The following is a 20,536-nucleotide window of genomic DNA, read 5'->3' as shown; positions in this document are numbered from 1 at the left end:
GGGCTTTTCTTTCGTCCGTTCCGGGCTTCGGTTTGCTTCATTCGCTCAGAAACAACTTCCACTCGGCGACGCCGTGGGGGTTGCGGAGGAGCGCCGTCACCGGCAGTTCCTTCGGCGCGCGCGGGGCGGTGAGCAGCTTCAACCTAGCCTCGTGCGGCAGACGGTTGCCCTTGCAGGCGTTCACTTCCTTGCTCGACCACACGAGGTTTTCCCACTCGTCCTTGCCCCCGCGCGAGCGCGGCAGGACGTGGTCCAGGCTGCCTTCGTCCGGCTTCAGCAACTTGCCCGTGTATTGGCAGCGATTGCCGTCGCGCTCACGAATCGTCTTGGAACAGAGCTTCGGACGCTTCTTCGGCACCTTGGCAAAGTTCACCGCCACGATGACTGTCGGCACGCGGATCGCACGATGTGCGGTACGCACGGCGTAGTCCTGCACGCGCACGGGCAGCGTGAGCCATTCGTCCCACGTCACGGGACGGATGTGGCTCTCGCTCTCGATATCGAGCGCCGTGGCCACGTTGGTGGCCATCATGCAGAACGCCTCCTGCGGCGAACGAATGTTGATCGCCTGCCAGTTGCGGTTGAGCACCAGCACAATTGTCTTGTTCAGTATGTCGCTCATAAAATGTTTGCACACCGTGACTGCTCCGCGCGTGAGGTGTTTGTTCTTCATTGAAATGGAATTGGCTGCCGCTGCTGGTAATGCTCCAGCTCTCCCTGTTTCAGAGACAGGTGTGCAGACTTCCACACTCAGCGGCAATTGGTAGCCCGTGCTGGTAACTCTCCAGCGTCCGCGGTTTGTAAGACTGCCGCTCTGATTTTGAGCTAACGGGCATTGATTGGCTGCCGGGGATGGATTCGCACCACCACAGTCGCCTTCAAAGGGCGATGTCCTACTGATTAGACGACCCGGCAATGAATTGGTGGAGCCGGAGGTAGTTGCAACCTCACCATACCGGATTAAAAGTCCGGTGCCGGTCTGCTGTGGCTTCGACTCCGTGAAACTGGTGGGCGAGAGAGGACTTGCACCTCCAAGGCTCGCAGACTCTCGATCTGCGGGGTCTTCTATTCCCTCTGAACCACTCGCCCGAAAATGTGAAATTGGATCCTCCAGTCGGCCTGTCCCGCCATAGCTCATCGAGCGACGGCGGATGCTGCCCCGACAGGATTTCTTTACAAAAGAAATCCGCAGGCTGCTGCGTGGAGGCGGAAATGGTCGCAGTCTCCGGTGCTGCCCCGGACACGGCGAGCTTATGAAACTCACCTGAGCGCTGGCTCGGCTGCGAAATGGAGCCCTCACTCGGAATTGCACCGAGTTGATTCGCTTACCGAGCGAATGCATCGCTGACAATGCTTTGAGGGCGTTGAAAATGGTCGGCGCGAGACGACTTGCACGTCCAAGGCTGCCTGATTCTGAGTCAGGTGGGTCTGCTGTTCCCCGTGAACCACGCGCCGTTGAAATTGGCGTCCCTGACCGGCTTTGCTCCGGTGATCTCCTGCATGAGAGGCAGGCATGTTGACTGGACTACACCACAGGGACAGAAATGGTGAGGGCAGAAGGATTCGCGCCTTCGACCTGATGCATGTGACGCATCCGCTCTGGTGACTGAGCTATGCCCTCGAAATGGTGGGAGCGAAGAGTGCTGCCCTCTTTGCCTCTCGCATGTCAAACGAGCGCTCTGCTGATGAGCTACGCCCCCAGATATTGGAGCGGGTGAACGGAGTCGCACCGTCGTCTTGGCCTTGGCAAGGCCGCGTTCTAGCTGTTGAACCACACCCGCGAAACTGGTGTCCCCAGCCGGACTTTCACCGACAACCTGGCGCTTAGGACGCGACCGCTCTGTGTTTTGAGCTATGGGGATGAGAACTTATCAGAACGGGAAACTAAGCCAGTTCATCCACGGGTTTTCCTGTCCGCAAATCGAATCGTTTTTGAATCGCAATGGTAATTTGATTCGCCCATTCCTCACCCTCGTTGCATTGATAATCCGCAACATCAATTGCCTGACTTAAGGGGATGGAATCGGGCAACGCTATGTATCCAAACCGATCGTCGCGCTTCAGGACGCCCGTTTCAGCTTTGGACATATCGAGATATTGAATCTTCCACGAACTATCGTCGCCCCAAATGCAACCCGCCACGAAACCAAACGGGTAATACATCAATGGAGCGACTGGATACGATGGTTTCTCGACGGTGATTCGTTTGCCGGTTTTCTCATCGAGCGGGGTAAACTTAGTTGTGCAAGCGATCAAATCGTCCGCAGAGGGCTCATTTACTCTATATCGATGCTTCTTGTCATCCAGACCGATCGATTCACGTTCGATATAACGGGGAACAAAAAAATCGACAGGGCAAAAACCAGCACCATGAGGATCTTCGCCTCCTATGTCCCTGCACGATGGAAGTTCCATGATCCGAGACGCGGTATAGTCCGAGGCGTACAAGGCATAGTCTTTGTCGTTTTTCCTGAAATGACAAAAGGTGCGGAAGAGATTGGGATAATTTCGCACGTAATGCCCCACCTGCTCTTTACTTTCGGCTTCACATCGAAATACGCCGACTCGAATGCTATTCCAGGTGCCAGGACGGTTCTCGATTTTCTCGATGATCTCAGCTTTGTAAGTAATCATGCGCCTCCAATGATTTGCCCACCATACTGGGCAAGCGAGGAAAAAAGCGGGAAGCCGTGCAAAATGGTACGCGCGTCCGGTAACGCTCCGGATCCCGGCACTGATCTAGTGCGATGCGGGGTATAAAGCCGCCGGCTCTCTTTGAGCTACGCGCGCATGAATGGCGGAATGCCGTGGACTTGCACCACTTGCCCGAAGGCACGCACTGTTTAGCAAACAGGCCCGGCTTGCTTGGCCAGTTGACATTCCAGAATGGTCGGCGTGGGGAGACTTGCACTCCCAAGACTGTTCGATCTTGAGTCGAACCGGTCTGCTGTTCCCGTTTAACCACACGCCGGTCGGCGACCCGGGACTTGCACCCGGAAGGCTCGGCGATTTTAAGTCGCCGGGGTCTGCTATTCCCGCTGAAGCCAGTCGCCGTGAGATGGTGGGCTTGAAGGGAATTGCACCCCCAAGGCTGCCAGATTCTGAGTCTGGACCCTCTGCTATTCGGGTTAAACCACATGCCCGTAAATTGGTGCATCCGGCAGGACTCCCACCTGCAAACTCTCCGTTCGAAGCGGAGGATGATCATAATTTCACCACGGATGCGGAAATGGTGGGTTGCCTCGGATTCGCACCGAGTTCTCGCCGGTTAAGAGCCGGGACTTCACTGTCAAAGTTTGCAACCCGAAGGCGACACGAAGGCGGAGTTGAACCACCGCAGTCAGATCTGTGAAGTGCTGACCGGCACCGGGTTTTCGCGTCGCGGAAAAAAGACTCCCAAGCGCACCGAATCGGGTCTCCGGCTTGGTGGCGGTGCGCAAGCACCTTCGACCTTGCGGGGTCTCTGCCGACACACCCGATTCACTTGGGAAATGGACGGGCATGAGGGTAGCGCGCCCTCTACTCCGGTTTGGAAGACCGGCGTGTGTCTCTCAACACCTATGCCCGAAAAATTGGAATCCCGTGCGAGAATCGCACTCGCATACGTGGTTTTGCAGACCACTGCCTGGGCTGTTCGGCCAACGGGATGTGAAATTGAAGTGCGGACGGAGGCTTTCGCCTCCGTCCGCGTTGTTCGCCTCTTGGCGTCCTTGAACCGTCCGCTAATTGCGGACAAAGTCCACGATCACGGCGGGTGCCGTCGTGTCGAAGCCCACCACGTCGAGCATGCCGCGGTCGTTCGGGTCGGCGACGGTGAAGCCGTTGGAGGTCATGCCCACAACGACCGCCTTCGCATCACTGACGAACTCGCTGCGATACTGACGCAGCGCCTGCGTGGGATGAATCTTGCCCGCCCACGTTTCGCTGTCCGTGTAGGTGATGAACGCCGACACGTTTTGCTCATTTTCGCCAGCCCAGATCATCGGCTGGGCACAGTCCGTCGCCTCGAACGGCAGGTCGCTGATGCGCTTCACCACGTCGTCCAGGCGCATGCGCGGCGAGATGTTCAGCGGGATGAACCGATTCGAGAATCCCATGATGTGGTATTCCGCTTCGGTAGCTGCCGTCACCAACGCCATCGCCGCACTGGCTTCGCGCGGGGTCAGGCACGAACCTGCCACCGAGCCGCCACCCATCGAACCGCTGACGTCAAGTGCCAGGAGCACCGGCTTGCCGCACGGCTCGACGTTTTGGAACGTGGCGTAGAACGCTTCGTCCAGCGCATCTACGATCTTCGCCACGGGCTTCCAGGTGAGCGAACCTTTCTCACCCTTGCCCTGCGCATACACCTTTTCGGCGATCAACACCGCCAACGGGTGGATGCGGGCGCGCTTGAGCACCGCCTCGTCGCCCAGCTTGCGGACAATCAACTTGGCCGCATCGCTGAACGGTTGCACGAGACCGATGCTGGTCATCTTGCCGAGGTTGCGAATCATCGCCGTCGTCGGCATGCGTTGGAGCAACGCTTCCCACACTGCGACTTCGTTGAGCCACTGCGTCGGGATTGCTTCGCGCGGCAGATCATGCTCGGTGATCAGCTTGACGATCTCGTCCTTGCTCGTTGCCTTCTTCGCCTGCTCGAAGGCTTCGATGAACTTCGGCAGTTCGCCAACTGCGGCATACTTCGCCATGCGGTTTTCACCGCGAACCTTGCGGTTGACCTCGCGCTCGCCGAGCAAGTCCGCGCCGGTGAGCATCCAGCGGAAAACCGCTTCGTGTTCACGGCTTGGCGCCTTCGGGTGGGCGAGGCGGAGCAGGTCGCTGTGCGACCAGCCATCGCGCTGCTGATACTTCACGGCCTGAACTGCCAGTGCGTCAGCTTCGCGGCTGACATACCAACGACCCACAGCGTTGCGCAGACCGCGCCCCCAACCACGCAGAGCATTCACATACTCGGCGAAGTGGAACAGGTGCGTGCCGATGCGGCAGACCTTGCCGAGGTTCTGGAAGGCCAGCGCCTTGGCTTCGGCATTGCCGTGAGCGGCCACCAACGCCAGGGCGAAGATGGCCGGATCATTCTTCGGCGCGCGGCCGCTGTCGCTGATTTCAACGATGCGGTTCACGGCGCGAACACCGTCGGCCTTGATGCAGCGGACGAGTGCGTCGTGGTTCTGCTTCACCAGTTCGCGTTCGCCGATGTAATACGTGCCCCCTTCCGCGCCGAGGATCAGGAAGCGGTCGAACCGCGTCCAGTCATCCACCGGCCAGGAGTAGCCGCCAGCCGAGTTTGCGACCTGCGTCGAACCCGGAATCGGCAGCGACTGCGGCGTGACGCGTCGGTTGAAGAGCTTTGCGTAGTTAATAGCCATGCTGGCCTCCCTTTCGTTATGTGCGCCGCCAACTCCCGGCACGATGTGTTTGATTGCACTGCGGACAAGTTGGTGAACGTGGGAATGCCTTACGGCTATCATTTGCAGTGATAACCCATGTTCTTCGGCCCGCAGAAAGAACAGTGTCGTGATGCGAAGGTGACTACGATGTATGGTTGCCCACGATGACAGCAGCCGAACGCGACACGTTGGACAGCCTTCGAGAACGAATTGAGCTGGACCAATTGGCGAAGCACGGTTTCCCCCGCTTTACGCCGTCGCCCAGACCGTCGACGGGAGGAATTGCGCCCCCAACTCATTTCCAAACAAAATTTGGCGGATTCCGAAGGTTGGCGGTGATATACAATTGAATATGAGCCGCAGCGACTTGGAATTGCTCGATTCCTACGCACGAGAGAGGACTGACGATGCTTTCGCCGAAATCGTTCGGCGGCACGTCAACATTGTGTATGGCGCGGCTCTGCGTCAGGTTCGCTCACCACAACTCGCGGAGGAAGTCGCCCAATGCGTTTTCCTCGAACTTGCGTGTCAGGCCAATCACCTCTCGACAGACACGATCCTTGCGGCCTGGCTTTACAAGGTGACGCATCGAATTTCCGTGAATTTGGTGCGCGGCGAGATTCGCCGCCAAGTGCGCGAGCAAACCGCCTTGGAAATGAATGACATGGACGCCAACACCACCGCCTGGAATGAGATCGAACCGCTGCTCGACGAAGGGATGCACTCTCTCGAAGAAAGTGATCGCGCAGCCCTCCTTCTTCGCTATTTCGAGAACAAATCCCTGCGCGAAGTCGGCCAATTCTTCGGCGCCAGCGAAGATGCCGCCCAAAAGCGCGTCAGCCGCGCCGTGGATCGCTTGCGCGAATTCTTCACAAGACGCGGCGTCACCATTGGCGCGAGCAGCCTCGTGGTGATGATTTCAGCCAATGCTGCCCAAGCCGCACCGGTTGGATTGAGCGCCGCAATCACCACCGCCGCCGCTCTCGGAAACACAATTGCCACCACTGCAACTGCAACCACAACCAAAGCCATCGTCATGACCACTCTGCAAAAGACCATCGCCACCACTGTCGTCATTCTCCTTTGCGGCACCAGCGCTGTTCTGGTGTCTTCGAAAATAACGAAGGGATCGAAGTCCAGTGAAAGCGTCGCGGCTGATCTCGACAATTACGTCGGGCAATTTGAAATGATCGACCACAAGATCGAGATCAAGAAGCGAGCCAACGGGCTGGCCGTCAACATCGACGGCAATCCTGCTTTCGTTGCTTATCCTAAATCCGTGGACAAATTCGCGAGTCACGACCACAACTCGCTGACAGAATTGACGTTCGTCCGGGACGCGTTGGGCCGTGCGACACAATTCGCGCTGGTCCGCGATGGGCGCAAGTTAGGTGACCTAAAACGCTCCGATCAATAGCGGGCCACGTTCGATGCGCGCACAAGATATACCAATCCGTGCTTTCACGCTGATTGAGTTGCTGGTGGTCGTTGGGATTATCAGCCTCTTGGCTGGTTTGCTCCTCTCTGGCATAGGCACTGCCAAAGCCAAAGCGAAGCGCATTGCCTGCGCGAATAATTTGAGGCAGATCAACCTTGGCCTGCAGATGTATGCCGATGATTCTGGCGATGCTACACCCAGCCACTCGACTCCGAACGATACGACGTTCAGCTTGGTTGCCTACAAACGGCTGATGAAAAGCTACGTCGGACACAACGTTAAGATTTTTGCCTGTCCATCTGACCGCTTTTACTACGACGAGGTGATGTCGATTGCCCGTTACGTGCCACACGGCCTGTGGGAGCAGTCGATTTCTGATAACAGCAGTTATGCGTTCAATGGGGCAAATGCGATGGCGAACGCCGGCCCCGGAATTTCAGGGCTGACGTTGAGTTCCATTCGCGAGCCAGCCAAAACCGTTTTAGTTGCGGAAGGGTCTGCTTACATTCCCTGGTCATGGCATCAACCGAAACGTCCGCTCTCCCACGAGAATGCAAGGTTCGATAACGCAATGAACATGGTCAGCTTTGTTGATGGTCACGTCAGCTATATCAGAATTTACTGGGATGACAATCGTTCCGGGCTAGCCCTCCACTACGACCCGCCTCTTGGATATGACTACCGCTGGAGCGGTAATTAGAATCTTCGGCAACCACGAGCGTTACGGGCGATAACCCGATCCAGAGACCCGTCGAATGCTGAAGGATGAACAAGAGGCGGCCTCGATGCTTCTGGACGGGAATCGAACCCGCATTTTCTCGTTTTCACGAGATGCTCTGACGCAGTTGAGCTACCAGTTCGATAACCGAAGCACAGCGGCCCATCCCAAAAGGAACGACGGACAAGAGGCGAGATGGGAATCCATCGGTTGCCCGATGGTGCGCGGTTTGAACGCGCTCGCGGTTTCCCGCTTCACCGATAATCCAAACTCAACGGCCCGTCGGAAAGACTCGATGGACAAAAAGTGCTGTGGCTTAGAAACCGGAAGGCAGGTCTCGAACCTGCATTTCCCGAACTCGTCCGGGCGTTCTATCGCAGTTGAACTACATCCGCGTTCGGTTTCGTTTTGCGTGCGATAATCCACAACGAGCGGCCCATCGAAAATGAAATGGTCAGGGCGACGGGATTCGCACACGCACAGTCCGCGTCACAGGCGGAGATGCTAACTGTTACATCACGACCCTGATGAAATGGCCCGCCGAGCCGAAGCTCGGAGAGCGAAGGCTGGATCCCCTGGTCGGACTCGCACCGACGAATACGAGTTTACGAAACTCGCCCTGTTGCTGCTGAAGGCACAGGGGCTTTGAAAATGGTGCTCTCACGTGGATTTGCACCACGAGCTTCCGGCTTCGCAAACCGGCGTGCAGAACTAATTACACCTTGAGAGCAAAATGGCATCCGTGATCGGACTCGCACCGATTAGGCCCGGCTTGAAAGACCGGCTGCTCGATCTGCTTTGCATTCACGGACAGAAAATGGTTGCCGCAGAGGATGAGAACACAGAGTCGCTGCTCTCGGCAGACGTTTACTCCGTGGACTCATTTCCTCCGTGGCGATGTGGACGGGCTAGCGTCGAGGCTTGCGCGTCTTGTAGGTGAGGAGCGGTCGCAACGTCGCGATGACGGCCACGAGTCCGGCATCAACGAGGTCTTGAACCACTGCCTCAATGTTTTTGTAGGCGGCTGGTGCTTCCTCGTAGAGCAGGTCGCGATCTTCGCAGACCACACGGCCGCCGAGGCCGGTCTGGGCGAGTTCAGCAACGCTGAAGCGTTCGCGCATGCGCTGGCGAGCATCGCTCCGCGCCCACTTGCGACCTGCACCGTGTGCCAACGACCAGGCGTGGCTTTCGCCATCACCAATCGGCTTCACGAGATAGCTCAACGAGCCGCGTGAACCAGGGATGACAACGAAGTCATCGTCGGCTGCAACTGCGCCTTTGCGGTGAATCCATTCCCTCACCCGGCCTGACGGCCACCCTCTCCCATCCGATGGGAGAGGGGCTGGGGGTGAGGGCGTGATGCTGTTGTGGCAACCATCCCAGAGGCATTCCGCTTCCGCACCGAGCGTCGCAACGAAGCGGCGCGCGATGAGTTCGCGGTTGGCCTTGGCCCAGCGCACGGCGATGTCGTGTCCACGGAGATATTCCTCCGCAGCAAACGAATCCGCTTCCACGCCTTCGCCAAAGTGCTGATCCACATGAGCGCGCAGGATGGATTCTCCCAAGCATCGCGAGCCGCTGTGAACGAGCACGACAAGCTGTTGCTTGCCGAGGTCGAGTTTCTTGAACTCGTCGGCGTCGAGAACCTTCTCGACGGCCTGCAACTCGGCGAAGTGATTGCCGCCCCCGATGGTGCCGAGCGCCGAATCGAACCCCGTGGATTCAAGATCGTGTTCAGCGAGGAAATCGCTGACGAACTGATCCCACTGGTGTTCGAGGTTGAACTGCAACTTGGCCCAGCGATCGAGTTTCACATCGCGCCGAACGAGATCCGTCTTGAACAACGCCATTCCGCAGCCGATGTCGCCGCCGATGAGGTGCGGATAGATCACGCCTTCGGTCACGAAGGCTGCGCCGACGGGCGTGCCTTTGCCCGGATGCAAATCGGGGAAGCCAACCGCGTGGCGGACGCCATCAAGCTTTGCGGTGGCATAGAGCTGGCGCACCGCTTCGCCTTCGATCCAGCTTTTGGACGAGGCGAAAAGGCGCACCTGAGTTTCAGTCAGTGTGTTCATGGTTCCTTTTGGGCCCGCCAAAGCGGGTTGGGTTTTTGGAAGTTGGCCACTGGAGTCGGGATTGCGCCGACACCTCCGGCTTTTCAGACCAGCGTGCAGACTGACTACACCATCCAGTGAAAACCACGGTGCGCGGCAGCTTGGGTTGACCACCGCGAATCGCTGTCTAAGAAGCTTGAGCCTTGCGGGCTGCGGCTTGAGGCTTGAACCGGCTAACCGATGCAGTTTGACAACTCGGCATCAACATCAGCGGGTCATTGGATTATCAGTCCAATCAGGGATGTTTGCAGCATCCTGGTTTTGACAGCAGTCTCGCCGACGGCTTTCCGCCACCACCGCGCACCTGAATCAAACCGCCAGCGGAGTCAGAGATTCACGCTGCGGGTGAAGTTGAACTCGTCCAGTGCGTCTTGCAGCGACTGGATTTCAGCGTTCAACTCGGTAACCACCTTGTCCACGTCCACCTTGCCAAGCTGGGCGACGTACTCGACTTCGTAAGCAGCCTCACCAAAACCGCGGCCCTCGTGGAACACGCCGGCCTTGGTATCGAGGCCGGTCAACGTGGTGACGAGGCCCTTCAATTCGGCCAGGCGGAAAATTTTTTCGTAGATTTCCGCGTTGGCAGCCGCCACGGCGGCCTTGACCTTGACCAACTCGTCGAGCTTGGCGCGCAAGCGCGTCAAAACTTCGCGGTTGTCGTAGTCGAACTTTTGCTTGGTGGAACGGGAATTCTGCTTGGCGAGCAATTCCTTCAACTGGCCGACCTCGCCGGCCAGTTGGTTTTTCAGTTTGAGTGCCTTGGCGATTTTCATGTGAGTCCTTTCGTTAAGATTGAGATAAAAAGTGGTCGTCCCGCGTGGTAATGCTCCGCGGTCTTCCGGTTATCAACCGGGCGCTCTGCTATTGAGCTACAGGACGGATGGCGATTGGTGTTAATCCAGAAACGCCACTTGCTGCATCGTGCGGGAGCGAGTCTCGGTATTCATCAGGACGCGATGCCAGAAGGGCAGCCAGATGGTGCGGTGGTCCGGGTGACGAATTGCGCCGCGCGCATATACCGCCGCATCCCGCTGCATGCGCCGCCAGCCCCATTTGGTCCGCGCAGGATCGGTGCGCAATAGTTCGCGATACTCGGCTTCGGTCACGCCATTGGGATGGCGAAAGCACACATAGACTTGCGTGCCGCCCTCGCGATACAACTCCTCGACGACGTGGGGCTTGCCGCGCCCGCGACGAATAGGTTCATTCCGCAGAACGAGTTTTGGGGCAGGCCGCAATCCTGTGGCCGGCACGAAGAACCACTCGCCCTGACGGCGGAAGGCCCGATTCTTTCGCCGGTTGCATTCGCGTGGAGGCAATCCGGATTGGGCTTGGGCCGCCTGTACCTCGGCGGGTTTCAGGGATTCCATCGCGTCGTTCACAGTGGACACACGGCCCGGCACTGCTGCCACAAACCAATCGCGCTCGTCGTGGCCGCACAGGAAGCGGTCGGGTTGCTGCTCCGGTTGTGTGCGCCGCACCATGAGCAGGAGGTGACGTCGGCGGGGACGGGCTTGCAGAACAGTAACGTCGAGCTTGTCGTTGAGATCCTGCGGAACGCGGAGTTCAAAGAATTCGCCGCGTCGGTCGCTGCGAATGTCCACAGCGTAGCTGCCGGAGCGCCTGCTCGGCGGGATAATGCGCGTCCGAAAGCGCGCGCCCATGGCGGTGAATTTCGATTCAATGTGTTCAGCATTCATATCGTTTCCTCTCAGAATGGTCGGCTAACAAGCAGTCGCCGTTAATTTGTCACTGCCTCGGGAAGTTAGTGAAAAGCGGTTCACTTGTTTATGGTGCAAACCGCATCCCGCATGACTGTTGAATCATGTGCAGGAGAGCCGCCGGTCTTGTCTTGCGATCCACAGCAAAATGGCGGAAGGCGTCGGTAACGCTCCGACCTCCGATTGAACGGATCCTGTTTTCGAGACAGGTGCAGCCAGCTTATATCTGCCTGCCTTCCAGAAATGGTCAGGGTGGCAGGAGTTGCACCTGCGTCCTCCTCGTTCCGAACGAGGCCGTCTGCTGCTGACATTACACCCTGAAGAAAATGGCACTCGCCGAAGGACTCCCACCTTCATCTCCGGCGTTAGAAGCGCCGCGCTCTGGTGATTGAGCTACGCGAGCAATTTGAAATTGGCTGCTCAGGCTGGATTCGCACCAGCACTATCCCGCTTAACAGGCGGGTGGACTACTCGTTATCCCACTGAGCAATGAAATGGTCGGAACGGCAGGATTCTCACCTGCGGCCTCCCGGTCCCAAGCCGGGCGCTCTAAAGACTGAGCTACGCTCCGAGAAAATTGGCGGATCCGAAGGGAGTCGCACCCTCAACCTTCCCGCAGACAACGGGGCGCTCTGCTGATTGAGCTACGGATCCAGAAATGGTGGGAAGTGCTGGTAACGCTCCAGTTCGTCGCTTCCAGCTTGTTTGATGACACCGGATTTACAGGCCGGCAGCCGAATCACTTCCCTGAAATTGGTAGCGGGGGTGGGAGTTGCGCCCACGGAGGCTGAGCTTATGAGGCTCGCCTGAATCTCATTCTCCCCGCAGTGAAATGGTGGAGTCGGTGGGTAGCGCGCCCACATCAACCTGCTTGCAGTGCAGGTGCATTACTTGTCTGCCACGACCCCATGAAATTGGCAGGCTGCCTCCGTGCTGCCCGGAGTGGGCTGAGTTTTGGAGACTCGGCCGCGTGCTGACGCGCAGCCTGTGAAAAGGGTTGGTGCGGCTGCCGGGAATCGCACCCGGACTTCCTCCGTGGCGGGGAGGCATTCTGCTGTTAAATCACAACCGCGGAAATTGAGAGGGCCGGGAGCGTTCATGCTCCCGGCCCATGCCATTTCAACAAAGAACAAACACCTCCTGGTGATCTACTTGATCCCAGCCCGCGGATTCACGGCGGCTGTTTCGGTGTTTGGGGGCACACCTCCTCCGAAGCCCTTAAAATGTAAAAGCGTTTCAAACCATCTTGGCGCGCGCCTTCGCTCGCGATGGGCAGACCCCACCGGTGGAACGCCTCGGCATTCCTGCGCTTCAATTCGTTTGGCACTGTCAGACATCATCAAGACGTCACTTTGTTATCGTTCACAGATCGTTGCCTTTCGTTGCTGCCATTTCACCGTCAGTTTCAGGGAACAAAAAACCCTGCTTACGTTGCGGTAAGCAGGGTGAGAGAGAAATTCGCCTTTCGTTCTTCAGAACCTGCTTACACCGGGACTATCCAAATTACCTTCGGGCCGTTGCCCAATGGGTGCGAGGGATAGCCTCTGGCTAAACGCACAACCCGGGTTTAACCGGCTATGACGTGTCGCTTTCGCGACCGGCATCGTCGGCCAAATCGTGGCTGGTATGTTCATGCAAGTTTTCATCGAACGTGGGAGACGAATATCACAGGAGCGTGGTTACAGTCCACTTATACTTTGTGGGGGTGGCAAATCTTGAATTCAAATATCCGAATCGGTTGATGCAACGACAGTGCAGTCGCGCAACCGCAAGCAGCCGCGCATCCGGGTGTAACAAACCATCGCGCTGGCTTACCAAGCAGTGTTCACTTGCATTCCAAATCAACGGCGGAAAACTGCGCTAGACGAACAGAAGCAAACTTTTGTGATCATTTATGAGCATCCGGCACACTGCGCGAAACGGGAAGACCTATTACCTGCACGTCATGGCGGGAAAGAACGGCAAACCGAAGTATCACTTCTCCACCCGGCCCGACGGCACGTTGGCAGAAGCAGTGCCTCCCGATTTTGAGATTTACGAGAATATCCACGGCCAGGTTTTTCTTCGGCGCGCGATGCCCCGGCTCATTACGGACGAGGAACTGGATGCCGTGAAGGCGGCACTCCGCCGTCACGCCGACGAGTGGCGCTATGAAGTGGAGGTGAAAAAGAACGCGATGATCATTTACGAAGCGGCGGACAACCTTTCGACGCTGGAAAACATCGCCGCGCCGTGGGTCGCGAAGGAGACCGTCAGGCAATCCGCCATCCAACACGCCACTCATACTGCGATGATGAGGTTCGTGCTGGTGGACCGGGAGCAACGGCTGTTTCTGGCCGAGCGTTTCTGCTTTCGCGGCGCCGTGGATGACTGGATTGACATCGGTGGGCCACCGCAGAGATTGCCGTCTGTCATCCGCAAGTTCGTCAAGCACCTGGGCGGCGATTCGCTTTTTGAATTGTACTGAACCGTCGGAAATGAGCAGCGCCGCCAAACAGACTTTTTTATTTGGAACAGAGAAAGGACAAGCGTATGCCCGGTGAATGGGTCTGGATGCGGACCGGTATTCCGCCGAAGTGCAAATTGTCGAAATGGCGGAAGGAATCGCTGAAAGCCAGGGCCGATGAATTCGCGAACGATTTTTACAAGCCCTTCATCAAACCACCGCCGAAGGACCAGCGATTCAATTACACCGTGGATTTCTTCACGAAATGGCACGGGCCGTACTTGCAGTTCATCGCGCGTTACGCCTGCCCCGGCCCGAACGCGCTGTCGCTATTCTTCGACACCGCCTTCGCCCGGCTCGGCTACTTTCGAGACGACGCGTGGAGTCTTTGGGCGCGCCGCCACAACGATCAATGGCTGGTGCTCGGCCATCAAATGAGTCTGGAGGAATGTTTCGCGGAGATGCGCGCCAACCCGTGGTTTCAGTTTTGAGTTTGGTGGATTTTTCAGGCTCAATCCGTTTGGCGAAGGCCGGAAAACCGTTCTCTCGACTGGCTACGGGGCGTTCACTTCGCCTATCCTGCAACGACAAATGTCGCACCAGCCCGACAACGTTTTTTCTGGGACACAGGTCGTGTCCCTGGTCGAAGTGCGCGGGACAAATAATTCCCTCGTGCAGCCGTTTGCCCGAATTGCCGAGCGAACAGACACGCGCCGCGCTTAACGACCTGCTGTTGCGCGTCCGCCTGAATTCCAAAACAGATCGAAGTCCATGAGCTTTGTGATCGTAGATGTCGAATCCGACGGCCCGATTCCCGCGGAGTTTTCCATGGTGTGCTTCGGTGCGGTCCTGTTCGATGACAAGCTGGACAAATCGTTTTATGGCCGAACGCGCCCGATTTCAGATCGCTTCGTTCCCGAGGCCCTCGCTGTCAGCGGTTTCTCCCGCGAAGAACACATGACATTCGACGATCCGAAAACTGTCATGGAAGCATTCGCGGCATGGCTGGACCAGCACTCCAAGGGTCGCGCGATTTTTGTTTCGGACAATGTGGCGTTCGACTGGCAGTTCATCAATTACTACTTCCATCGTTTTCTCGGCCGCAACCCGTTCGGATTTTCCGGCCGACGTATCGGCGACCTTTACGCCGGCCTGGTAAAGGACGCGCACAAGGCGACCGAGTGGAAGAAGTATCGAGTCACGCGCCACACCCACAATCCCGTGGACGACGCACGCGGCAACGCCGAGGCGTTGATGAAGTTTAAGGAGCTGGGGCTGAAGATTTGACGGCGAATCTGGTCCTGCGGTCTGTTTGCAAAGACCGGAGTGTCGAAACATCAATTGGTTGAGCGGCTGTTTTCATTGGTACCTGTCACAAAAACTGCCTAATCTTTGTGACAACAACAAGCCGCGACAGCCAATTCTGAACTTCGTGAAGAGAGGCTCGTTGCCGGTAAGCAGCGTTCCGACTCTGTCCTTGGTTTGTGGTCGGCGAGCAGGAAAAGTGGAGCGGTGGCGGAGAGGAGCGTCTACTGGAATGAAGCCGGAGCGCAACGCCCGCCGCCGAGCCGCAGACGGAGGCCAGCCGCTTTTGCGGCGTATCGCGGATGCGCCCTCGAGACGAGCGCGCGGTTTGCAGAGCGGAACGGGCGTGGTCGAGAGGAAGACAGGGCCGACCGGCAGGCCCGTGCACCAGAGCAGAACCGCGCGTTGGTCACGGCATAATCGGCAACGTGCGCGGCGTTCCGGCTCGCAATGCGTGCAACGAGAATCCCCATGTCCTTTCCCAAATGGTTCAACTCGCACTTCGTTTTCGAACGCCGGATGGCGTGGGTTTCAGCAGCGCGGGAATCAGGGTAGCGGGATCAACGCCAGTCCAACGGCAAAGTTCGGCGTGGGTTTGTGGACCAAAATTGCTGGGGCGTTGGCCCGGCGAAAGCAGCCCAGTTCGCAGGGCTTGGCGGACCGACTTTTTGTTAGCGGGAACACCGGATCGGCGAAGACATCGCCAAGCTCGGTAAGAAATGCCGATGTCTGGATAAGGGGACGTATCATGATCGGGCCAAACTTGAGGCAAAGTCCCGGGGTCAACACCAGCCCAGTGACAGACTTCCCTATGCGTTTTCTTGCCGTAGTTTGGCGGCCAACAGTAGGGGTAGAGTTTCCCGGTTTTGAGAGCACGGATGACAGCCTTTTTCTTGATGGGAATGCCGGCGTTCAGCAGGCAGCGGTTCGTCCTCCCGGAAAGCCCGTTTGGAAGTAATTTGGATGTCATGGCTATTTCGCCGCCACTTCCACCAACTCCCCGAAGAGCTCCAGAATTTCGGGGCGAACCTTGCGGTGGTCTTTGGGCAGCAGTCGCCCCTTGGCGGAATCGTAGAGATACGCGTGCCGAAGCAGGACGCTGTCCTTCCGGGCTTCAGCCTCTTTGTCCGCGATGGACTTCGGTTTGGTGGTGGGGTTCATATTCTTTTCATGTAAACATCAAAGCTTCGTCGCAACAGTTCGGCGACCGCGACGTATTCCTGCCGCTTGCCGAACGATGCTGATGATCGGTAGCTCATGCCTCAACCCTTGCAGTCCGCCAGGAGTTGGCGCACGAAACCGAGGGCGTCCGCCTGGGTGTCCACCTCCGGTCGTCCGAACTGGAATTCGGCAACGCGTCTCGGCCCGATGCTCTCAGATTCCCGGAAATCCTCCCGCAAGTATGCCAGCGCCTTCTTCGCGCTGGCGTCCGCAAGCAACGGACGGAGTTGCGCGGCCACGTCCGCGACGCCGCGCCCATAATTCCGAAGTAGATAAAACAAATCGTAAGCGTCCTTGTTCTCACCGCGAATGTGGAAGGCCAGCGCCTTGAGCACCACGAACGCCCCCGCTCCACAGACGCGGATGTCCCTCCGGGCGGTCTCCCCGGCGATGGTTCGTCCGTCCAGCGTCACGGTTTGGTTGTTCGTGAACGCCAGATGCAAACCGGGCGCGATGATGGCCGCCCAATCTTTCGTGAGCGGGAACAAACGTCCCGCCTGTGCTTCGGCGCTCTTCTCCGGCTCGATCAAAAAATCCACTGTCACCGGCGGATCGCTGATGCGCCAGCGTTGGCGTGTGGGCTGGCCCTCCTCGTTCTCGTCCATCTCGAATCCCGCCGCGCGCAAACGTTTCACCACGGCTTGGTAGCGCTGCTCTCCCACCAGCGCGAACGCCAGCCCCAGGTCAAGGTCGAGCGTGCCCACGTGGGCTGGCACGTTCGCCGGCAGATGCTCCTGATCAATCAGCAGCGACGGCACGAGGCCGCCCACGACCACCAGTTCATCCATCAAATCGCCCAGCTTGGTGGCGAAATACAGGCACGTGGATTTCACCCGCGCGACCTGATCAGGCGCGTAACCGGCGGCGGTTCTTGGTTTCTCAGGCATGGCCGCCCTTTCTCAGAATCTTCTGGCGCAACTGCGCGGCCGCTTCCTCCGACCGTTCGGGATGGTTTTTCAAATCCAGATACACCTGCACGGGATGAACACAGCGGATGCCTTCACGATCCGCCGCGCCGTGGAACACGCCTTCGTCATTCGGGACGACCAGCCAGACGTTCTCGCCTTTTGGCTGCTCATGAAAACCCATCTCCTGCCTCGCTTCGGCGGACGGCATCTTCGCCACATAAAGAACCGCGAGCCGATAGCCGGCAAATGGGTTCAGCAACCACGCCCCCGCCAGCCCCGTGGCCGCGTGCTCGATCTTGTCGCGTTTCAATTGCCCGGCCAGTTGTCGCAGCACGTCCTCACTGGACCGCGCCGCCACGTGCCCCCGCACAACGTGATGCTTTGAGAAATCGTAAGTCTCGCGCCATGCGTTCAGCAGCGCGTCATAATCGGCGACCCTCACCGCGCCGTCCGCGCCGCGCGCCACGAGGCGCTCTGCTTCCAGTTGCCGGACAATCCGGCTGGTGAAGCCTTCATCCAGGCCGCTCGCCTTCGCCAGTTCCCGCTGGCTGAACGCACGCTCAGGCTCGATCAACAACCAACGCGCAATCCGCGCGCTCTTCGGCGCGAACACACTGCGCGGTCGGCCCGGGCGCTTGAACTGGTTCGGCTTCCCTTCGATGTTCACCCGCAGGCCCGCCCCAACCAGATGAGCATTGCCGGACAAGTCCAACCAGCACACGTCTGCTTCCTCGCACAGTTTCTGCCCGACCTCGCCGATGAAGGGCGTGGCCACGAGCGGGATGAGTTTCTTGCGGGACGCTTCGACAAACCGGCGGATGGATCGGACCGCCATGGCCACCGCCGATGCCTGGCCGGATGCCTTCCACTCCACGGCAAAGTGAAAGTTCCCCGCCGACACCAGCAGATCCGCCCGGTTGTTCTCGTCGCCTGGAACAAACGGTTCGAGCTTCACCTTGACCCGGCTCATGGGCAGGGCCAGCAACTCCGCCAGCCGGCGCGAGATGTCCTCCACCATTCTCGAATTCAATGCTCGGCTCATGTTGTCCAAATACCAAAACTTGAGCACGCGGTCAAGGCAGCCTATTTAAGCAAGTTGTTCCTCTCTGCGGCGACTCCCCTCTCCGCGTGCTGGAGGTAGCCTGTCCCGCGCCTCCGGCTCAAAGCGGCGGATGAAGGCGAAGAGGGCACACCGAAATGGGGAACACCCCAAGGCCAGAGCGACGACGACATGCGCCGGACGGAAGCCGGCCGCTGCTGCGGCCCTGTGCCATGCAAGCTCGTGACGAGCGCGCGGTTTGACAAGCGGAACGGACGTGGTCGAGACAGGGCCGACCGGGAGCTCGTGAAGCAAAGCAAACCTTGCGTTGGTCGCGGCCAAGTCAGGTTTCGCGTGCGTCGCGAAGCACCAGATTATACGCCCGGTCAAGGTCGCGTTTGGTGAGGTCGTTGAGCGAAGTGAAAAGTTTCTTCATTCGGAGCCGCCGGGCCAGCATCGGATAATAAGTCTCATTCGTAACACCCATCTCGTTCATCGCCGCCTTGATTGCGCCAATTCGCTTGCGTCGCCACTCGTCTGGTGCCTTGGTTTTGAGACCTCGCGTTTGAATTGCGCGCTGTTCCCGAAACCATTGTGCCGCGTCGCCCATATCAGCCGAAAGCAACGCTTCATATTTTTCCAGGCCGAACCGATTTTTGAATCGAGACCACCACATTCCGAAAGCTTGCTTTCGGCTCATGCCAACAGTCCCTTCAGCCAACTCTTCGATCCACAACTGGATTTTCCGGGTCTCCTCGGACGAGATGCTGCCATCGCGTCGTTCAATGACGTTCTTCACAACAGGGGGTTTGTTAAAGACGTTGAGGTCGCGACCAACCTGGATGTTGTTGTCGCCGGTGATATTCTGGCTCGGAGTGGTAACGTGTCGCCGTGTCTCCCGAGGCTTGAACTCGTTCAACGCATGCGCCAGATGCCGAGTGAATTCTCGGCGGAACTGGTCGCGGGACGAGAATCTCCAGCAAAAGCCGTCTGACTGAAGCTCCCGGCGAAAGCTCCACAGGCGCTCCAATTGCCCATTGTCGGCATTTGCGGGGATAGGCTCCAAGTCGGAGAAATAGACCATGACTTTGCGCCTGAGCTTCATGCTGCGTCGTATCTCTTCTTCGGTACCCGAATTAGCGACACCTGTGGGCGTGCCAAAGCGAGACCAGAAAATGGCCACGATGATGTCTGATTCATCAATCACCTGCCGGTTGATCACTCCTTGGGGTCGGTCGCTCAAGTCGGGGTGGCTGTCAGTGGACCAGTGCTGGTGCTTGACCCAAAAGCCGCTGGCCTCTCCGTGTTGGGTATTCCAGTCGGTGACGACGTGCTGCGCAATTGTAATTTCTTTCGCGACATCGCTGGGACCGCAAAAAGTGAGTTTCACCAATTTGACTTCAGGTTTCACGACTTCCTCCCTGTTGGGACGGCGGCATCCAGCCGCCGATGGAGCAATGACACCAGTGTCAACAAATCCAAAGCATCCTGCTCCGTCATGTTCCATGAAATCTTCGGACCGTGGGCCGTCACGTTGCGAAATGCGCCAAACATCCCGACGAATAAATTCATCAAACCAGACTGCTCGCTCTTTTCCGTGTCTGTCCTCAAGGAGTTGAAGGCAAGGAATGGCATTCCGGCCTGGCCGATTGAAAACGCTTTCATGGCCAACTCTCCGGCATCACCGGTAAGCCCCGACTTTGCTCGTATCTTTTCGGAGACGCTCTTTGTCGCTTCCAGCACGGCGTGAAAGTAGTTTTCTTGAAGCAACTCGGCCCGGCAGAATTTCAAGACGTCGGGATGAACCTGCCGGCGCCGTAACTCGCTTTGGAGCCGGTCCGCGCGTTGCTCGGCCTCCGTCTGCGTGCGGGCGGCGGTGACAGGCACAATCTCCCCGCGCTCGTTGACCTGGTATCCGCAAAAGGCAAACGGCGTGTTGAAGCGTGAGCGAAAACCAGTGTAGTAATCCGCGTTCGCGTGGTAGAGCACCGGATTCATCACCTTCCTGATAAACGTGAACACATTGTTGGCACAACCATCCTGGCGCTGCTTCGCTCTCAGTGCTTCGTAGAGGCGATGCCGCTTTGTGTAGCTCGGCAACGGATCGGGAATGTTGCACTGGCTCAGGTAGCGTCCTATTTCTGAACCCGTAAGGCCGCCGTCTGTCTGGCCGAGCACCTCGCAAATAGCTTCAAGATGAGTCTCGTCGAAAGAGGGGATCACGGCCATGACAGAT

Annotated in this window: 16 protein-coding genes and 25 tRNA genes; 5 read left to right on the top strand and 36 right to left on the bottom strand. The window is 58.0% G+C overall.

Translation table 11 applies throughout. From position 1 onward, the window contains the following. Positions 1-37: 37 nt before the first annotated feature. The 15 genes from HY298_09380 to HY298_09310 form a co-directional block, all read right to left on the bottom strand. The gene (locus HY298_09380; protein MBI3850462.1) at positions 38-622 is read right to left on the bottom strand and encodes an HNH endonuclease; all 585 of its coding nucleotides are present in this window, start codon (positions 620-622) and stop codon (positions 38-40) included. 218 nt (positions 623-840) lie between these two features. Next, positions 841-915, bottom strand: a tRNA-Gln gene (locus tag HY298_09375). 6 nt (positions 916-921) lie between these two features. Continuing rightward, positions 922-998: transfer RNA gene (locus HY298_09370), tRNA-Lys, on the bottom strand. Positions 999-1,005: 7 nt separating this feature from the next. Beyond that, positions 1,006-1,089, bottom strand: a tRNA-Leu gene (locus HY298_09365). A 282-nt stretch (positions 1,090-1,371) separates the two neighbouring features. Next, positions 1,372-1,455: transfer RNA gene (locus tag HY298_09360), tRNA-Leu, on the bottom strand. Between the two features lie 7 nt (positions 1,456-1,462). Next, positions 1,463-1,540 (bottom strand) — tRNA-Glu (locus tag HY298_09355). A 5-nt stretch (positions 1,541-1,545) separates the two neighbouring features. Then, positions 1,546-1,621, bottom strand: a tRNA-Val gene (locus HY298_09350). A gap of 4 nt (positions 1,622-1,625) precedes the next feature. Next, positions 1,626-1,700, bottom strand: a tRNA-Val gene (locus tag HY298_09345). Between the two features lie 6 nt (positions 1,701-1,706). Next, positions 1,707-1,781, bottom strand: a tRNA-Gly gene (locus HY298_09340). 103 nt (positions 1,782-1,884) lie between these two features. Continuing rightward, entirely contained in the window at positions 1,885-2,634 is a 750-nt protein-coding gene (locus HY298_09335; protein ID MBI3850461.1) for a hypothetical protein, read from the bottom strand. 253 nt (positions 2,635-2,887) lie between these two features. Further along, positions 2,888-2,971, bottom strand: a tRNA-Leu gene (locus HY298_09330). A gap of 88 nt (positions 2,972-3,059) precedes the next feature. Beyond that, positions 3,060-3,143, bottom strand: a tRNA-Leu gene (locus tag HY298_09325). A 6-nt stretch (positions 3,144-3,149) separates the two neighbouring features. Next, positions 3,150-3,225 (bottom strand) — tRNA-Arg (locus tag HY298_09320). A 348-nt stretch (positions 3,226-3,573) separates the two neighbouring features. After that, a tRNA-Cys gene (locus tag HY298_09315) sits at positions 3,574-3,648 on the bottom strand. A 74-nt stretch (positions 3,649-3,722) separates the two neighbouring features. Further along, on the bottom strand, positions 3,723-5,369 hold the full coding sequence (locus tag HY298_09310) for a TROVE domain-containing protein (GenBank protein ID MBI3850460.1): 1,647 nt from the start codon (positions 5,367-5,369) through the stop codon (positions 3,723-3,725). Between the two features lie 373 nt (positions 5,370-5,742). Here HY298_09310 and HY298_09305 point away from each other — a divergent pair, with 373 nt between their 5' ends. Together HY298_09305 and HY298_09300 are read left to right on the top strand one after the other, a co-directional pair. Beyond that, the gene (locus HY298_09305) at positions 5,743-6,807 is read left to right on the top strand and encodes a sigma-70 family RNA polymerase sigma factor (GenBank protein ID MBI3850459.1); all 1,065 of its coding nucleotides are present in this window, start codon (positions 5,743-5,745) and stop codon (positions 6,805-6,807) included. A gap of 13 nt (positions 6,808-6,820) precedes the next feature. Continuing rightward, on the top strand, positions 6,821-7,528 hold the full coding sequence (locus HY298_09300; protein MBI3850458.1) for a type II secretion system protein: 708 nt from the start codon (positions 6,821-6,823) through the stop codon (positions 7,526-7,528). 89 nt (positions 7,529-7,617) lie between these two features. Here HY298_09300 and HY298_09295 read toward each other — a convergent pair. The 16 genes from HY298_09295 to HY298_09220 all read right to left on the bottom strand — a co-directional run bounded on the left by HY298_09295 (position 7,618) and on the right by HY298_09220 (position 12,453). Continuing rightward, a tRNA-OTHER gene (locus HY298_09295) sits at positions 7,618-7,683 on the bottom strand. A gap of 185 nt (positions 7,684-7,868) precedes the next feature. Next, a tRNA-Val gene (locus HY298_09290) sits at positions 7,869-7,941 on the bottom strand. A 56-nt stretch (positions 7,942-7,997) separates the two neighbouring features. Continuing rightward, positions 7,998-8,073: transfer RNA gene (locus tag HY298_09285), tRNA-His, on the bottom strand. Positions 8,074-8,198: 125 nt separating this feature from the next. Further along, positions 8,199-8,276: transfer RNA gene (locus tag HY298_09280), tRNA-Arg, on the bottom strand. Between the two features lie 178 nt (positions 8,277-8,454). Beyond that, entirely contained in the window at positions 8,455-9,621 is a 1,167-nt protein-coding gene (locus tag HY298_09275; protein MBI3850457.1) for an RNA ligase RtcB family protein, read from the bottom strand. 43 nt (positions 9,622-9,664) lie between these two features. After that, a tRNA-Phe gene (locus HY298_09270) sits at positions 9,665-9,740 on the bottom strand. A gap of 246 nt (positions 9,741-9,986) precedes the next feature. Beyond that, on the bottom strand, positions 9,987-10,433 hold the full coding sequence (locus tag HY298_09265; GenBank protein MBI3850456.1) for a hypothetical protein: 447 nt from the start codon (positions 10,431-10,433) through the stop codon (positions 9,987-9,989). 32 nt (positions 10,434-10,465) lie between these two features. Next, a tRNA-Ile gene (locus HY298_09260) sits at positions 10,466-10,539 on the bottom strand. A gap of 14 nt (positions 10,540-10,553) precedes the next feature. Beyond that, positions 10,554-11,360 carry a hypothetical protein gene (locus HY298_09255; GenBank protein MBI3850455.1) on the bottom strand — a complete coding sequence of 269 codons (807 nt, stop codon included), beginning with the start codon at positions 11,358-11,360 and terminating at the stop codon, positions 10,554-10,556. A 265-nt stretch (positions 11,361-11,625) separates the two neighbouring features. Further along, positions 11,626-11,701, bottom strand: a tRNA-Pro gene (locus HY298_09250). 7 nt (positions 11,702-11,708) lie between these two features. Then, positions 11,709-11,784 (bottom strand) — tRNA-Arg (locus HY298_09245). Positions 11,785-11,794: 10 nt separating this feature from the next. Continuing rightward, positions 11,795-11,870: transfer RNA gene (locus HY298_09240), tRNA-Asn, on the bottom strand. Between the two features lie 6 nt (positions 11,871-11,876). After that, positions 11,877-11,952 (bottom strand) — tRNA-Pro (locus HY298_09235). A gap of 7 nt (positions 11,953-11,959) precedes the next feature. After that, a tRNA-Asp gene (locus HY298_09230) sits at positions 11,960-12,035 on the bottom strand. Positions 12,036-12,214: 179 nt separating this feature from the next. Beyond that, positions 12,215-12,289, bottom strand: a tRNA-Ala gene (locus HY298_09225). A 90-nt stretch (positions 12,290-12,379) separates the two neighbouring features. Further along, positions 12,380-12,453, bottom strand: a tRNA-Gly gene (locus HY298_09220). Positions 12,454-13,275: 822 nt separating this feature from the next. Between HY298_09220 and HY298_09215 the strand changes: the two genes are divergently transcribed. The 3 genes from HY298_09215 to HY298_09205 all read left to right on the top strand — a co-directional run bounded on the left by HY298_09215 (position 13,276) and on the right by HY298_09205 (position 15,114). Next, on the top strand, positions 13,276-13,848 hold the full coding sequence (locus HY298_09215) for a hypothetical protein (GenBank protein MBI3850454.1): 573 nt from the start codon (positions 13,276-13,278) through the stop codon (positions 13,846-13,848). Positions 13,849-13,913: 65 nt separating this feature from the next. After that, a complete protein-coding gene (locus HY298_09210) occupies positions 13,914-14,318 on the top strand; it encodes a hypothetical protein (protein MBI3850453.1) in 405 nt (134 codons plus the stop codon). Between the two features lie 280 nt (positions 14,319-14,598). Then, positions 14,599-15,114, top strand: a complete 516-nt coding sequence (locus HY298_09205; GenBank protein MBI3850452.1) for a 3'-5' exoribonuclease — start codon at positions 14,599-14,601, stop codon at positions 15,112-15,114. Positions 15,115-16,104: 990 nt separating this feature from the next. On the opposite strand, the gene HY298_09200 is transcribed toward HY298_09205, so the two are convergent. The 5 genes from HY298_09200 to HY298_09180 all read right to left on the bottom strand — a co-directional run bounded on the left by HY298_09200 (position 16,105) and on the right by HY298_09180 (position 20,529). Next, positions 16,105-16,293 carry a hypothetical protein gene (locus HY298_09200; GenBank protein ID MBI3850451.1) on the bottom strand — a complete coding sequence of 63 codons (189 nt, stop codon included), beginning with the start codon at positions 16,291-16,293 and terminating at the stop codon, positions 16,105-16,107. 101 nt (positions 16,294-16,394) lie between these two features. After that, positions 16,395-17,240: a hypothetical protein gene (locus HY298_09195; protein MBI3850450.1), complete on the bottom strand. Its 846-nt coding sequence runs from the start codon at positions 17,238-17,240 to the stop codon at positions 16,395-16,397. Further along, complete coding sequence (locus HY298_09190; protein ID MBI3850449.1) at positions 17,233-18,303, bottom strand: hypothetical protein; 1,071 nt, start codon at positions 18,301-18,303, stop codon at positions 17,233-17,235. The genes HY298_09195 and HY298_09190 overlap by 8 nt, the downstream gene beginning before the upstream one ends. Before the next feature lie 340 nt (positions 18,304-18,643). Further along, positions 18,644-19,711, bottom strand: coding sequence for a hypothetical protein (locus HY298_09185; protein MBI3850448.1), 1,068 nt, complete (start codon positions 19,709-19,711; stop codon positions 18,644-18,646). After that, positions 19,708-20,529 (bottom strand): TIGR02391 family protein, encoded by an 822-nt coding sequence (locus HY298_09180; GenBank protein ID MBI3850447.1) that lies wholly within the window; start codon positions 20,527-20,529, stop codon positions 19,708-19,710. Before HY298_09180 ends, HY298_09185 begins: the two co-directional genes overlap by 4 nt. Positions 20,530-20,536 lie beyond the last annotated feature (7 nt).

The sequence above is a fragment of the Verrucomicrobiota bacterium genome, from assembly GCA_016200005.1.
GTDB lineage: Bacteria > Verrucomicrobiota > Verrucomicrobiia > Limisphaerales > PALSA-1396 > PALSA-1396.
This window is presented reverse-complemented; position numbering and strand designations above follow the sequence as displayed.